Annotated in this window: 11 protein-coding genes; 7 read left to right on the forward strand and 4 right to left on the reverse strand. The window is 72.1% G+C overall.

What is annotated here, in order from left to right:
- The first annotated feature begins 210 nt into the window (after positions 1-210).
- The 5 genes from F7P10_RS30770 (at position 211) to F7P10_RS30790 (ending at position 5,753) form a co-directional block, all read left to right on the forward strand.
- Positions 211-1,041, forward strand: a complete 831-nt coding sequence (locus tag F7P10_RS30770; protein WP_151014610.1) for a hypothetical protein — start codon at positions 211-213, stop codon at positions 1,039-1,041.
- 13 nt (positions 1,042-1,054) lie between these two features.
- On the forward strand, positions 1,055-3,064 hold the full coding sequence (locus F7P10_RS30775) for a fumarate reductase/succinate dehydrogenase flavoprotein subunit (RefSeq protein ID WP_151014612.1): 2,010 nt from the start codon (positions 1,055-1,057) through the stop codon (positions 3,062-3,064).
- Complete coding sequence (locus F7P10_RS30780) at positions 3,061-3,831, forward strand: succinate dehydrogenase/fumarate reductase iron-sulfur subunit (RefSeq protein ID WP_151014614.1); 771 nt, start codon at positions 3,061-3,063, stop codon at positions 3,829-3,831. The genes F7P10_RS30775 and F7P10_RS30780 overlap by 4 nt, the downstream gene beginning before the upstream one ends.
- 205 nt (positions 3,832-4,036) lie before the next feature.
- Positions 4,037-4,726, forward strand: coding sequence for a Crp/Fnr family transcriptional regulator (locus tag F7P10_RS30785; protein ID WP_151014616.1), 690 nt, complete (start codon positions 4,037-4,039; stop codon positions 4,724-4,726).
- Between the two features lie 43 nt (positions 4,727-4,769).
- Complete coding sequence (locus tag F7P10_RS30790; RefSeq protein ID WP_151014618.1) at positions 4,770-5,753, forward strand: LysR family transcriptional regulator; 984 nt, start codon at positions 4,770-4,772, stop codon at positions 5,751-5,753.
- A 443-nt stretch (positions 5,754-6,196) separates the two neighbouring features.
- Here F7P10_RS30790 and F7P10_RS30795 read toward each other — a convergent pair whose 3' ends face one another.
- The 4 genes from F7P10_RS30795 to F7P10_RS30810 all read right to left on the reverse strand — a co-directional run bounded on the left by F7P10_RS30795 (position 6,197) and on the right by F7P10_RS30810 (position 11,004).
- Positions 6,197-6,949, reverse strand: coding sequence for a succinate dehydrogenase/fumarate reductase iron-sulfur subunit (locus tag F7P10_RS30795; protein ID WP_151014620.1), 753 nt, complete (start codon positions 6,947-6,949; stop codon positions 6,197-6,199).
- Positions 6,950-6,951: 2 nt separating this feature from the next.
- Complete coding sequence (locus F7P10_RS30800; RefSeq protein ID WP_151014622.1) at positions 6,952-8,889, reverse strand: fumarate reductase/succinate dehydrogenase flavoprotein subunit; 1,938 nt, start codon at positions 8,887-8,889, stop codon at positions 6,952-6,954.
- 2 nt (positions 8,890-8,891) lie between these two features.
- Entirely contained in the window at positions 8,892-9,581 is a 690-nt protein-coding gene (locus tag F7P10_RS30805) for a succinate dehydrogenase cytochrome b subunit (RefSeq protein ID WP_151014624.1), read from the reverse strand.
- A 211-nt stretch (positions 9,582-9,792) separates the two neighbouring features.
- Positions 9,793-11,004: a PP2C family protein-serine/threonine phosphatase gene (locus F7P10_RS30810; protein WP_151014626.1), complete on the reverse strand. Its 1,212-nt coding sequence runs from the start codon at positions 11,002-11,004 to the stop codon at positions 9,793-9,795.
- Positions 11,005-11,273: 269 nt separating this feature from the next.
- Between F7P10_RS30810 and F7P10_RS30815 the strand changes: the two genes are divergently transcribed.
- Together F7P10_RS30815 and F7P10_RS30820 are read left to right on the forward strand one after the other, a co-directional pair.
- The gene (locus F7P10_RS30815; protein WP_151014628.1) at positions 11,274-13,322 is read left to right on the forward strand and encodes an ABC transporter ATP-binding protein; all 2,049 of its coding nucleotides are present in this window, start codon (positions 11,274-11,276) and stop codon (positions 13,320-13,322) included.
- Positions 13,319-15,040 carry an ABC transporter ATP-binding protein gene (locus F7P10_RS30820; protein WP_218040196.1) on the forward strand — a complete coding sequence of 574 codons (1,722 nt, stop codon included), beginning with the start codon at positions 13,319-13,321 and terminating at the stop codon, positions 15,038-15,040. The genes F7P10_RS30815 and F7P10_RS30820 overlap by 4 nt, the downstream gene beginning before the upstream one ends.
- Positions 15,041-15,043 lie beyond the last annotated feature (3 nt).

Below are 15,043 nucleotides of genomic sequence, written 5' to 3' on the forward strand. Positions count from 1 at the left end.
GGCTAAAGTCTGTGGTCAGGGTCACATGCGGGTCCGCCTGTTATGTATGTCACAGGTCCGCGCGAGTGGCGTAAGGTCGCTTCGCTGGAAGCGCGCACGGGGCGTCACCGCCCGCATGCGGCACGGTCTACGGCCGCGGCGCGAGAGCCGCATGGTGCGCGCGGCCCGTGGTACGGGGATCACACGACCCGAGGCTCAGGAGAGCGATCGATGAGCACACTGGAGGCGCCGGCCAAATCCCGCGCCCAGATCAAGGAACGCACGCTCCGGAAGGACAACTGGCGGCTCTATCCCATCACCACGTTCGTGATCTTCACGGCGTGGGTGGTGTACGCGACGATCCGGGCCTTCTGGGGCGCGGCCTTCTTCGTGCCGGAGTTCCACTACCTGTCGCCGTTCTTCTCGCCGTGCTTCAACGAGATCTGCGGCGACGTGACGGTGAACGGGCACACGGGCAGCGCGGCGGAGTTCGGGACGTTCCTCCCGGCCGGCACCCGCGGCTGGATCCCGTTCGCGGTGATCTCCCTGCCGTTCCTGCTGCTGTTCCGGCTGACCTGCTACTACTACCGGAAGGCCTACTACCGGTCGTTCTGGGCGGCCCCGCAGGCCTGCGGCGTCCGCGAGCCGCACGGCAAGTACACCGGGGAGCGGCGCTTCCCGCTGATCGCGCAGAACCTGCACCGCTACTTCTGGATCGCCGCGGTGCTCATCTCCCTCATCAACACCTGGGACGCGATCCTCGCCTTCCACGGTAAGGACGGCGGATTCGGGATCGGCCTCGGCACGGTCATCCTCTGGGCGAACGTGATCCTGCTCTGGCTGTACACGCTGTCGTGCCACTCCTGCCGGCACATCGTGGGCGGCCGGCTGAAGAACTTCTCGAAGCACCCGGTGCGGTACCGGATGTGGGGCTGGGTCTCCAAGATCAACGAGAAGCACGGGATGTACGCGCTGATCACGCTGGGCTCCCTGGTCGTCGCCGACGTCTACGTGATGCTCGTGGCCAGCGAGACCATCTCCGACCTGCGCATCTTCAACTGAAGGCCAAGGAATCATGACTGAGATCGAGAGGCACTCGTACGACGTCGTGGTGATCGGTGCCGGCGGCGCCGGGCTGCGCGCGGCGATCGAGGCTCGCCTCCAGGGCAAGAAGACGGCGATCATCTCCAAGTCGCTGTTCGGCAAGGCGCACACCGTGATGGCCGAGGGCGGCGCGGCGGCCGCGATGGGCAACGTCAACGCCAACGACAACTGGCAGGTGCACTTCCGCGACACGATGCGCGGCGGGAAGTTCCTGAACAGCTGGCGGATGGCCGAGCTGCACGCCAAGGAGGCCCCGGACCGCATCTGGGAACTCGAGCTGTGGGGCGCGCTGTTCGACCGCACCAAGGAAGGCAAGATCAGCCAGCGGAACTTCGGCGGGCACGAGTACCCGCGGCTGGCGCACGTCGGCGACCGGACGGGCCTGGAGCTGATCCGCACGGCCCAGCAGAAGATCGTCGCGCTCCAGCAGGAGGACCGCGCCGAGCACGGCGACTACGAGGCGCGCCTCAAGGTGTGGTCCGAGACGACGATCACGCGGCTGCTCAAGGACGGCGACCGGATCTGCGGCGCGTTCGGGTACGTCCGCGAGACCGGCAAGTTCGTGGTGTTCGAGGCCCCGGCCGTCGTCCTGGCGACCGGCGGGATCGGCAAGGCGTTCAAGGTCACGTCGAACTCGTGGGAGTACACCGGGGACGGCCACTCGCTCGCCCTGCAGGCGGGCGCGACGCTGCTGAACATGGAGTTCGTCCAGTTCCACCCCACCGGGATGGTCTGGCCCCCGTCCGTGAAGGGCATCCTCGTCACCGAGTCGGTGCGCGGCGACCGCGGCATCCTGAAGAACTCCGATGACAAGCGCTTCATGTTCGACTACATCCCGGAGGTCTTCAAGGACCAGTACGCCACCTCCCCGGAGGAGGGCGACCGCTGGTACGACGACCCTGAGAACAACCGGCGTCCCCCCGAGCTGCTGCCGCGCGACGAGGTCGCCCGCGCGATCAACTCAGAGGTGAAGGCCGGCCGGGGCTCGCCGCACGGCGGCGTGTTCCTCACGGTCGTCGACCGGATGCCGGGCGGCGCCGCGGAGATCGTCCGGCGGCTGCCGTCGATGCACCACCAGTTCAAGGAGCTGGCGGACGTCGACATCACCAAGGAGCCGATGGAGGTCGGGCCGACCTGCCACTACGTGATGGGCGGCGTCGAGGTCGAGCCCGACACCGCCGCCGCGAACGTGCCCGGCCTGTTCGCCGCCGGCGAGGTCGCGGGCGGCATGCACGGCTCGAACCGGCTCGGCGGCAACTCGCTGTCGGACCTGCTGGTGTTCGGGCGCCGCGCGGGCCTCGGCGCGTCCGAGTACGTCGACGCGCTCGACGCCCGGCCCACCGCGTCGGACGAGGTCGTGGACGCGGCCACCGCGGAGGCGCTCGCGCCGTTCGAGCGCGAGGGCGGCGAGAACCCCTACACCGTCCACGCCGAGCTGCAGACCACGATGAACGAGCTGGTCGGCATCATCCGCAGGGAGGAGGAGCTGCAGCGGGCGATCGAGGCCCTGCAGGGACTCCGCGAGCGCGTCGCCCGCGTCTCCGTCGAACCGGTCGCGGTGCACGACGGCCGCGGCTACCACCCCGGCTGGCACCTCGCCCTCGACCTGCACAACATGCTGCTGGTCTCGGAGGCCGTCGCGAAGGCGGCCCTCGAACGGCAGGAGAGCCGCGGCGGCCACACCCGCGACGACTACCCGCAGATGTCGGCGGACTGGCGGAAGGTCAACCTCGTCTGCCGCCTGGCCGGCGACCCCGCCGACCCGCACGTCGAGCTGACCCGGCAGCCGATGCCGCCGATGCGCGCGGACCTGCTCGGGCTCTTCGAGACCGACGAGCTCAAGAAGTACCTGACCGGCGAGGAACTGCCCGCCGGTGCCACCGCGCCGGGCGCGGCCGGGCCGGACGCGGACAAGGCGGACGGCAAGGCCGACCACAAGGCGGACGAGAAGGCCGAACACGGCGAGGAGGGCGACGGATGAGCTACGAGGCGAAGTTCCGCGTCTGGCGCGGCGACGAGGGCGAGGGCGAGCTCACCGACTACACGGTCGAGGTGAACGAGGGCGAGGTCGTCCTCGACATCATCCACCGCCTGCAGGCCACGCAGGCCCCGGACCTGGCCGTCCGGTGGAACTGCAAGGCGGGCAAGTGCGGGTCCTGCTCCGCCGAGATCAACGGCATGCCGCGGCTGCTGTGCATGACCCGGATGTCGACCTTCGAACCGGACGAGACGATCACGGTCACGCCCGTCCGGACGTTCCCGGTCATCCGCGACCTGGTCACCGACGTGTCGTACAACTACGAGAAGGCCCGCGAGATCCCGTCGTTCGACCCGGGCGACGCCAAGCCCGGCGAGCTGCGCATGCAGCAGGTGGACGTCGAGCGCTCGCAGGAGTTCCGCAAGTGCATCGAGTGCTTCCTGTGCCAGAACGTCTGCCACGTCATCCGCGACCACGAGGAGAACAAGCCCGACTTCGCCGGGCCGCGCTTCCTCATGCGGATCGCTGAACTCGAGATGCACCCGGCCGACCAGTCCGACCGCCGCGAGATCGCCCAGCAGGACCACGGCCTCGGCTTCTGCAACATCACCAAGTGCTGCACCGAGGTCTGCCCCGAGCACATCAAGATCACCGACAACGCCCTGATCCCGATGAAGGAACGGGTCGTCGGGCGCAGGTACGACCCGGTGGTCTGGCTCGGGTCCAAGCTCGGCATCGTCAAGAAGGGCCAGGACACGCCCTCCGCGTGACGACGGAGCGGCGGTGCGGGGCGGGCGGCGTGCCCCCGCACCGCCGCCCGCCGATCGCCGTTCCCCACGAACGCCGTCACGCACACCGCGCACCACCCTTGCGCATCGCAGATGCCGCGAATAGGGAGAAGTACACACAACGTGTGATGCATTCGTGATTCTTTCCCCGGGACCGGTCTCGGGCCGTTCGCCTTAGCGTGGTGGCATGAGCGCACTCGAACCGGGTTCGTTCCTGGCCGAACTCACCCCGGCCGAACGCGCCGAGCTGGAAGACCGCGGACGCGTCCGTGACTTCGGACGCGGGGAGGCGCTGTTCGTCGAGGGCGACCGGTCCGGGTGGGTCGCGGTCCTGCTGAAGGGACGGGTGAAGGTCTTCACCTACCTCGAGCAGGGCGGGGAGGTGCTGCTGGCGCTGCGCGAACCCGGCGCGCTGCTCGGCGAGGTCGCGGCGATCGACGGGTTCCCCCGGTCCGCGACGGTCGAGGCGCTCGAACCGGTGCGGGCGCTCATCATCCCCTCCAGGGAGTTCACGCGGTACCTGGAGGACAACGGGCGCGTCTCGATCATCATCATGCGTACCCTCTGCTCGCGGTGGCGGGAGGCCGACCGCCAGCGCGCCGAGTTCGCGGTGTACGACGCGACCGGACGGGTGGCGCACCGGCTCGTGGAACTGGCCGAGCGGTTCGGCGTCCCGTACGGGTCGGGGCAGCCGGGCGGCGAGAGCGTCCGGATCACGCTGAACCTGTCGCAGGAGGAGCTGGCCGGGTGGGTCGGCGCGTCCCGCGAGGCGGTCAGCAAGGCGCTGCGGCACCTGCGCGAGCGGAACCTGGTGGAGACGGGACGGCGCCGCCTGATCGTCCACGACCTGCAGGCGCTCCGCGAGCACATCCGCTAGCCGCCTGCGGGCGGCCCGACGGCGGCCCCGTACGCTGTGCAGGATGCAGTTGCAGCAGCTCGCCTATTTCGTCGCGGTCGCGGAGGTCCGGCACTTCACGCAGGCCGCCGAGCTCCTGCGGGTGGCGCAGCCGTCGCTGAGCAAGCAGATCCGCGCGCTGGAGGGCGAGCTGAACGTGTCGCTGTTCAGCCGGGCCCGGGGGAACATCACCCTGACGCCCGCCGGGGAGGCGCTGCTGCCGCTGGCCAAGCGGATCCTCGCCGACGTCGAGACGGCCCGGGTCGAGGTGCAGGAGCTGGCGGGGCTGCGGCGCGGGCGGGTGCGGCTCGGCGCGACGCCGTCGCTGTGCGCGGGCCTGCTCGCCGACGTCCTGCGCCGCTTCCACGACGCCTACCCGGGCATCCAGCTGATCGTCGAGGAGAGCGGTTCGCGCGACCTCGTCCGGCAGCTGACCCGCGGTGAGCTGGACATGGCGCTGGTCATCCTGCCCCTGCACGGCGACCCGCCGCTCGACACGACCCCGATACTGCGCGAGTACCTGGTCGTGGCGTCCCCGGCGGGTCCGGAACCGGGCGGGCGGGCGGCGCCGCTGCCGCGCCGCTCGTTCCTGCGCATCGACGACCTGCGGAACCGCCCGCTGGTGATGTTCCGCCCCGGCTACGACCTGCGGGAGGCGACGATCGGGGCGTGCCGCGCGGCCGGTTTCGAACCGCGGTTCGCGGTCGAGGGCGGCGAGATGGACGCGGTGCTGCGGTTCGTCGAGGTGGGGCTCGGCATCGCGGTGGTCCCGAGCATGGTGCTGGCCGGACGGCCGGGCCTGCGCGGCACCCCGCTCGTCCTGGACGAGGCGGCGCGCCGCGGGCACCACGGCGAGGGGCTGCTGCGGACGATCGCGGTCGCGCACCGCAAGGACGTCGAGCCGACGCACGCGGCGCGCGCGTTCCAGGACACCCTCGAGACGTTCCTCGTCGAGGCGGGCCTCGCGGGCAGCCTCCCCGAGGGCGTCGAAACCCTCGTCCACGACTGAGCCCGCCGCCCGGCCATGCGCGCCCGATGGGCTACCGGACGGGACGGGTCGCCTGCGGACCGGCGTCCGCGCCGGTCGGTTCGGCGCCGGGGAGCCGCACCCAGCCGCGTGTCCGCGTCTCCTTCACCGCGACGAGGACCGGACGGTACGCACCGGCCTTCTCGAAGACTCTGCCCTGACTGCCGAACCCTGGGACAGGGGTCCCGCCCACCTCGGCATGCGGCACGCTTCGCGCGACCGTAGGCGCCCGGCGCCGGAGGTCGCGCGAAGCGCCGGGCACGGCGACCGCAGCGTGCGTGCGAGTGCCGCACGGGAGGCGGTGTCTTGCAACAGCACGTGAGGATCGTCGTGCCCGTGACGGGGGTTCCAGGGGGTCGCCTCCCTGGGTGGACAAGGCCCCGCCCGGTTGCCGCGGCCGGGCGGGGCCTGGTGAAGGGGACGGCTTACTTCTTCTTGCCGCCCGCGGACGCCTTCAGGTAGTCGCCGTTGAGGCGCCCGATGACGTCGAGGCCGATGCCCTTCGGGCAGGCGACGGTGCACTCGCCGGTGTTGGTGCAGCCGCCGAAGCCCTCGCCGTCGTGGGTGTCGAGCATGGACACGGCCCGGTCCCAGCGCTCCGGCTGGCCCTGCGGCATCAGCCCCAGGTGGGTGATCTTCGCGCCGAGGAACAGTGCGGCCGAGCCGTTCGGGCAGGCCGCGACGCACGCGCCGCAGCCGATGCACTCGGCGGCCTCGAACGCGGCGTCGGCGTCCGGCTTCGGGACGGGTGCCGCGTGCGCCTCGGGCGCGGTGCCGGTCGGCGCGGTGATGTAGCCGCCGGACTGGATGATCCGGTCGAACGCGGAGCGGTCGACGACCAGGTCCTTGACGACCGGGAACGCCTTCGCCCGCCACGGTTCGACGTCGATGACCTCGCCGTCCCGGAACTTGCGCATGTGCAGCTGGCACGTGGTGGTGTTGCGCTCGGGACCGTGCGGCGTGCCGTTGATGACCAGGGAGCACATGCCGCAGATGCCCTCGCGGCAGTCGTGGTCGAACGCGACGGGCTCGCCGCCGTCGGCGATCAGCTTCTCGTTGAGGACGTCGAGCATCTCCAGGAACGAGGCGTCGGGGGAGATGTCGTCGAGCTTGTACTCGACCATCCCGCCCTTGTCCCGGGGGCCGCTCTGGCGCCAGACGCGCAGTGTGAGCTTCATGGTTACTTGTACGACCTCTGCGTCGGCTTGACGTATTCGAAGTTGAGGGTCTCCTTGCGGAGGACGGGCCTGGCGCCCTCCCCCTGCCAGCCCCAGGCGGCGACGTAGCCGAAGGCGTCGTCGTCCCGCTTGGCCTCGCCCTCGTCGTCCTGGCTCTCGGCGCGGAAGTGGCCGCCGCAGGACTCGGAACGGTGCAGGGCGTCGATCACCATCAGCTCGCCCAGCTCGAGGAAGTCGGCGACGCGGCCGGCCTTCTCGAGCTGCTGGTTGAGCTCCTCGCCCTTGCCGGTGACCTTGACGCGCGTCCAGAACTCCTCGCGCAGCGCCGGGATGAGCTCGAGCGCCTTGCGCAGGCCCTCCTCGGTGCGTTCCATGCCGCAGTACTCCCACATGATGTGGCCGAGCTCGCGGTGGAAGGAGTCGACGGAGCGGTCACCGTCGATCGACAGCAGCTTGTCGATGCGGCCGTTCACCCGCTCCTCCGCCTCGGCGATCGCGGTGTCGGCGACCGGCGGGAGGGCGTTGCGGGCGATGTAGTCGTTGATCGTGGCCGGCAGCACGAAGTAGCCGTCGGCGAGGCCCTGCATCAGGGCGGACGCGCCGAGGCGGTTCGCGCCGTGGTCGGAGAAGTTCGCCTCGCCGATCACGAACAGCCCGGGGACGGTGGACTCCAGGTCGTAGTCCACCCACAGGCCGCCCATGGTGTAGTGCACGGCGGGGTAGATGCGCATCGGCGTGTCGTACGGGTTCTCGCCGGTGATCCGCTCGTACATCTCGAACAGGTTCCCGTACTTGGCCTCGACCTTGTCGCGGCCGAGCCGTCCGATCGCGTCCGCGAAGTCCAGGTAGACGCCCAGCCCGCCGGGGCCGACGCCGCGGCCCTCGTCGCACACGTTCTTCGCGGCGCGGGAGGCGATGTCGCGGGGGACCAGGTTGCCGAACGAGGGGTAGATGCGCTCGAGGTAGTAGTCGCGCTCGTCCTCGGGGATGTCGGCGGGGCGCCGGTCGTCCCCGCCCTTCTTCGGCACCCAGACGCGGCCGTCGTTGCGCAGCGACTCCGACATCAGCGTCAGCTTCGACTGGTGGTCGCCGCTGACCGGGATGCAGGTCGGGTGGATCTGCGTGTAGCAGGGGTTGGCGAACAGGGCGCCGTGCCGGTGCGCCCGCCACGACGCGGTGACGTTCGAGCCCATCGCGTTCGTGGACAGGAAGTACACGTTGCCGTAGCCGCCCGACGCCAGCACGACCGCGTCCGCGGTGTAGTTCTTGACCTCGCCGTTGATCAGGTTCCGGACGACGACGCCGCGGGCGCGCCCGTCCTCCATGATCAGGTCGAGCATCTCGTGGCGCGGGAACAGCTCGACGTTGCCCATCTCGACCTGCCGCATCAGCGCCTGGTAGGCGCCGAGGAGCAGCTGCTGGCCCGTCTGCCCGCGCGCGTAGAACGTCCGGGACACCTGGGTGCCGCCGAACGAGCGGTTGTCGAGCAGGCCGCCGTACTCGCGGGCGAACGGGACGCCCTGCGCGACGCACTGGTCGATGATGTTCCGGGAGATGTCGGCGAGCCGGTACACGTTCGACTCGCGGGACCGGAAGTCGCCGCCCTTGACCGTCTCGTAGAACAGCCGGTACACGCTGTCGCCGTCGTTGCGGTAGTTCTTGGCGGCGTTGATGCCGCCCTGCGCGGCGATGGAGTGCGCGCGGCGCGGGCTGTCCTGGAAGCAGAACTGCTGGACGTGGTAGCCGGCCTCGCCGAGCGTGGCGCCGGCGGACCCGCCGGCCAGCCCGGTGCCGATGATGATGATCTTCTTCTTGCGCTTGTTGGCCGGGTTGATCTGCTTGGCCTCGAACTTGCGCGTGGTCCAGCGGTCCTCGATCGGCCCGGCGGGCACCTTGCCGTCGACGACCGGGTCGCCGATGTCGTAAAGCTCGTCGTTCATGTTCAGCTCACCCATCCGAAGGCGATGGAGACGGGGACGGAGATGAAGCCGATCGTCACCACGGCGGAGACGGCGATGGCGAGGCCCCGCAGGAGGGTGTGGCTGCGCGGGGTGCGCAGGCCGAGGGTCTGGAAGGCGCTCCAGATGCCGTGGTGCAGGTGCAGGCCGACCATCAGGACGGCGACGACGTACCAGACCGTGATGTACCAGCGGGACGGATCGAAGTCCGCGATCATCCGGTCGTACGGGGTGTCGTCGGCGCCCAGCGGGTTCACCACGAAGAACGTCAGGTCCAGCAGGTGCCACACGATGTAGAAGGCGATGATGATCCCGCCGTAGCGCATCGTGTGGGTGGCGTAGCCCTGCGCGTGGGACTTCTTCTTCGACTCGTACTTGACGGGCCGCGCGGCGCGCGCGCGGCGGGCGAGCGACACCGCCGACCACATGTGCAGGATCACCGCGACGGCGAGGACGACCTCGAGCACCGTCAGCACCGTGCGGTACGGCACGGCGGGCTCACCGATCGTGCGCAGCCAGTGCGCGTAGTGGTTGAAGTCCTCGGCGCCGTAGAAGATCTTCAGGTTCCCGACCATGTGCGCGATCAGGAACAGCACGAGGATGCCGCCGGTCACGGCCATGACGGCCTTCTTGCCGACGGTCGACCGGTAGATCGCAGGTATCGCTATAGCCACGTCGCGCACGTTATGTCCGACTCGGTGCAGAGCTCCAAGTCATCAGCGCACTCATTTCGATAGCCGGGGGCTATCGAGCGTGGAGAACGGGCGTTTGGCGCGCGGCACCGTCCCTTGCCTGGTGAGAGACTTCACAGGCGGTTCGGGAACTCGCCGTTAACGTGACCGAAATGACGTTGACGCGTATCCAGGCTCGCTGGTCAGGGCCGTTTCACCCGTTCCGGGACAGCAGCAGAAGGGCCAGGTCGTCGGTGAGGGCGTCCTCGTTGAGGTGCTCGACCTCGGCGACGAGCTCGTCGATCAGCGCGCGTCCGGTCGCGCCCGTCCCGCGCGCCGCGTGCGCCAGCTTCACCAGGCCGTCGGTGCCGAGACGGTCCGAGCCCGCACCGATCCGGCCCTCGATCAGGCCGTCGGTGTACAGCATCAGCGCCCACGACTCGCCGAGGTCGATCTCCGTCGTCGGCCACTCGGCGCCCGGCAGCAGGCCGAGCGCCGGGCCGTGCGCGTAGTCCGGCAGCGCGGCGACGTCGGACGAGCCGTCCGGGCCCTCGCGGAACAGCAGCGGCGCCGGATGCCCGGCCAGGTGCATCCGCGCGGTGCGGCGGGACGGCGCGATCGTGATCATGCAGAGGGTGGTGAAGATCTCCTCGCTGCGCCGCTCGTGCCCGAGGACGCTGTCCAGGATCCCGAGCAGCTGCTCCCCGGTGTGCCCGGCCAGCACGAGCGTCCGCCACGCCATCCGCAGCTGGACGCCGAGCGCCGCCTCGTCCGGCCCGTGCCCGCAGACGTCCCCGATCATCAGGTGGACGGCGCCGCCCTCGGTCTGCACGGTGTCGTAGAAGTCGCCGCCGAGCAGCGCCCGGCGCCGTCCCGGCCGGTACCGGGTGTGGTGCCGCAGGGACGGGTCGTCGATCAGGGGGACGGGCAGCAGCCCGCGCTCCAGCCGCGCGTTCTCGCGCCGCAGGATCCGCGCCTCGACCAGCCGCCGCTCGGTCTCCTCGGCGCGCTTGCGCTCGATCGAGTAGCGCACGGCGCGGGCCAGCAGCGGCCCGTCCACCTCCTGCTTGACCAGGTAGTCCTCGGCGCCGGCGGCGACGGCCCGCACCCCGAGGTGCGCGTCGTCCAGGCCGGTCAGCACCACGACGGCGGCGGTGCGGGACATCTCCAGGACCTCGCGCAGTCCCGCGACGTCGTCGATGCCGGGCGCCGACAGGTCCACGACGATGCACTGGGTGCGCCGGGTCAGGAGGCGGCGCGCGGTCGCCAGGTCGGCGGCGACGGTGATGTCGGCGTCCAGGCCGCTGTCGGCCAGCATCCGCTCGACCATGAGGACGTCGGACGGCGCGTCGTCGATGAGGAGCAGTTCGACCCGCTCGTCGTTCCCCTGGGCGAGGGGGCGTGTCTGATGACTGATGGTGCTCACAAAGCTTCCGTAACGGTTGGGCCGGCGACGGGCACTGGCAACGGCAGGACGGCTCCGGAGGCCTCGCGCTCACCGCGCGGGACGGAGGACCGCACCGGGGTGGTGGCATTTGCCTAACCGCCAGGGTCCCGGCTCATGGAGCGCTGGGGAAGCCCGCTCCGTACGGTGAGAGCTTAGCGTCTGCTTACCACGGGGCGCACCGTCCCGGCCCGCCCCGACGGCCGGAAAATCGGTCGATTCGCCGGGTGCGACCTGCATACCCTGCGGTCGTGAAGCCATTGCCGGAGAAGGATCCAGGCAATCCCGATCACCGGTCTCCCGCCCGATACCTCCTGTGGCTGCTGCGCGTGCAGTGGCGCACCGCGTCCGCGGGCGCGGCGCTCGGCGTCCTGTGGATGCTCGGTTACGTCGCGATCCCCGCGGTGCTCGGGCTCGCCGTCGACGCCGTGACCACCCGCGACGCCGGGGCCCTCGCCGTCTGGTCGGGCGTCCTGGCCGCCGTCGGGGCGCTGCAGGCCGCCGCGGGCGCCGCCCGCCACCGGTTCGCCGTCGCCAACTGGCTCGCCGCCGCGTACCGGACGATCCAGCTCGTCACCCGGCAGGCGACCCGGCTGGGCGCGACCCTGCAGAAGCGCATGAGCGCCGGTGAGGTCGTCAGCATCGGCATGTCCGACGTCGACGGCATCGGGGACGCCCTCGACATCGTCTCCCGCGGCACCGGAGCCGTCGTCGCGATCGTCGCCGTCGCCGCGATCCTGCTGGCGATCTCGCCGCCGCTCGGCCTGATCGTCCTCGTCGGCGTCCCGCTGATCCTCGTCCTCGCGGCGCCGCTGCTGCGCCCGTACCGGGAGCGCGAGGAGGAGCACCGCGAACGGGTCGGCGAGCTCAACACCCGCGCGACCGACCTCGTCGCGGGCCTGCGCGTGCTGCGCGGCGTCGGCGGCGAGGAGCTGTTCGCCGGCCGCTACGCCGCCGATTCCGCGCGCGTCCGCGCCGCCGGGATCGCCACCGCCCGCGCCGAGTCCCGGCTGAGCGGCGCCGAGGTGCTGCTGCCGGGCCTGCTGATCGCGCTCGTGACCTGGGCCGGTGCCCGCTTCGCCGTCCAGGGCTCGATCAGCGCGGGCCAGCTCGTCTCGTTCTACGGTTACGCGATCTTCCTGGTCACGCCGTTGAAGACCATCGGCGAGGCCGCGGGCAAGATCACCCGTGCGCTGGTCGCCGCCGAACGCGTCGTGCGGCTCCTCGACATCGAGCCCGAGCGCGCCGGGGACCGGGCCGGACGGCACGCGGAGCCCGGCGCGCTGACCGACGTCGCGTCGGGACTGGTCGTGCGCCCCGGACGGCTGACCGCGATCGCGGCCGCCCGTCCGGAGGACGCCCGGGCGATCGCCGACCGGCTCGGCGGCTACGCGCCCGGACGCGTCGACGTCGCCGGCGTCCCGCTGCACGAGCTCGGCGGCCTGCGCGACCGGATCGTCGTCGCCGTCAACGAGGACCGGCTGTTCGCCGGCACGCTGACCGAGGCGCTCACCCCCGCGCGCGGCCCCGTCGACCTCGAACCCGCGCTGTGGGCGGCGAGCGCGACCGACATCGTCGCCGCGTCCGGCCCGGACGCGCGCGTCGCCGAGGCGGGCCGCGAGTTCTCCGGCGGGCAGCAGCAACGCCTCCGCCTTGCGCGCGCGCTCGCGGCCGACCCGGAGGTCCTCGTACTGGTCGAGCCGACGAGCGCCGTGGACGCGCACACCGAGGCACGCATCGCCGACCGCCTCACCCAAGCGCGCGCGGGGCGAACCACAGTCGTGTGCACCACGAGCCCCCTGATGCTCGACCGGGCCGCGCACGTCGCGTTCGTCCTGGACGGACGCGTCGTCGCGGAGGGCGCGCACCGCGACCTCCTCGACGCGGACCCGTGCTACGCCTCCACCGTCACCCGCACAGACCCGCCCACCACCGCCGCGCGGCCCGCCGCGTCCCGAGGTGAGGCCGCGGCGGGCACCGCCGCCGGGACGGCGCCCCGCGCCGCCGCCCCGACCGGCAAGGGGGCTTCGCCCGGCGCGGACGTCCCGCCCGGCGCGGACGTCCCGCCCGGCGCGGACGTCCCGCCCGGCGCGGGCGGCGGGACGGGCGCGGGGGATGCGAGCGGTGGGGACGTCCCGGTCGGCGCGGACGTCCCGACGGGCGCGGACGGCGCGAAGGGCGCGGGCGGCGCGAAGGGCGCGGGCGGCGCGACGGGAGCGGGGGACGCGAGCGGCGCGGACGTCCCGGATGTCCCGGCCGGTGCGGACGGGGCCGCGGACGGGGTGGAGGTGCCGTCGTGAGTGCGGAGATCCTGCCGGTGGCGTCGCCCGCGCGGGTGCGGGCGCACGCGCGGCGGCTGGTGATGCGGCATCCGCGGGCCCTCGCGGGGGCGCTGGCGCTGCACGCGCTCGCGGCGGCCGCGGGGCTCGTCGCGCCGCGGCTGCTCGGCGGGCTCGTCGAGGACGTCGGGGACGGGCGCGCGGACGTCGACACCGCGGGGATCGCGATCGCGGTGTTCGTGATCGTGCAGGGGGTGCTGCTGCGCTACGCGCACCTGCAGTCGGCGAAGCTCGGCGAGCGGGTGCTCGCGCAGCTGCGCGAGGAGTTCGTCGGGCGGGTGCTGCGGCTGCCGCTGTCGACGGTGGAGCGCGCGGGCACCGGCGACCTGGTGACCCGCGCGTCGCGCGACGTCGACACGCTCGCGACGTCCGTCCGGTACGCGCTGCCCGAGACGCTGATCGCCGTCGTGGTCGGCGGCCTCACGGTCGGTGCGCTGCTGCTGAACGGGCCGCTGGTCGCACTGCCGTGCCTGGTGTCGGTCCCGGTCCTGTGGGCGGTGACCCGCTGGTACCTGCCGCGCGCCCACGCGGGCTACCTGCGGGAGAACGAGGCGTACGCGCGGATCACCGACGGGCTCGCCGAGACGGTGCACGGGGCGCGGACGGTCGAGTCGCTGGGCCTGGAGGCCCGGCGGCGGGAGCGCGGGGACGCCGACATCGCGGCGGCGTTCGAGGTCGAGCGGTACACGCTGCGGCTGCGCACCGTGCTGTTCCCCGTGATCGAGTTCGCGTTCGTGCTGCCCGTCGCGGCGACGCTGCTCGGCGGCGGCCTGCTGTACATGAACGGGCACGCGTCGCTCGCGCAGGTCACGGCGGCGACGCTGTACGTGCAGCAGCTGAGCGGGCCGGTGGAGACGCTGCTGGCCTGGCTGGACGAGCTGCAGCTCGGCGGCGCGTCGCTGGCGCGGGTGCTGGGCGTCGGCGACGTCCCGCCGGACCGGGTGCCGGACGGCCGCGCCCCGGACGGCGAGCGCCTCACGGCACGCGACGTCCGGTACGCCTACCGGGACGAACGGGACGTGCTGCACGGCGTCGACCTGGAGCTGCGGCCGGGGGAGCGGCTCGCGGTGGTCGGGCCGAGCGGCGCCGGGAAGTCCACGCTGGGCCGGCTGCTCGCGGGGATCGACGGCCCCCGCACCGGCGCGGTCGAGGTCGGCGGCGTCCCGCTGGTCGGGCTGCCGCTGGACGACCTGCGCGGGCACGTCGCGCTGGTCACGCAGGAGCAGCACGTGTTCCGCGGGACCCTCCGCGACAACCTGGTGATGGCCCGCCCGGACGCCTCCGACGACGACTTGCGGCGCGTGCTGGCGGCCGTCGAGTGGGACGGGCCGGGGCTGGACGACGAGGTGGGTGCGGGCGCGGCGGCGGCGCCGTCCCCGGCGCGGGCGCAGCAGCTCGCGCTGGCCCGGCTGGTCCTCGCGGACCCGCACACGCTCGTCCTGGACGAGGCGACGTCGCTGCTCGATCCGCGCGCTGCCCGCCGCCTGGAGCGGTCGCTGGCCGCCGTACTGGACGGCCGGACGGTCGTGGCGATCGCGCACCGCCTCCACACCGCGCACGACGCCGATCGTGTCGCGGTGGTGGAGGACGGGCACATCGCCGAGCTCGGAACCCACGACGAGCTGCTCGCACAGAACGGTTCGTACGCAGCGCTGTGGGCGTCCTGGCGCAGCTCCTGAGCG

Origin of the sequence: Actinomadura sp. WMMB 499 (genome assembly GCF_008824145.1) — a bacterium.
In the GTDB taxonomy this organism is placed as follows: Bacteria; Actinomycetota; Actinomycetes; order Streptosporangiales; family Streptosporangiaceae; genus Spirillospora.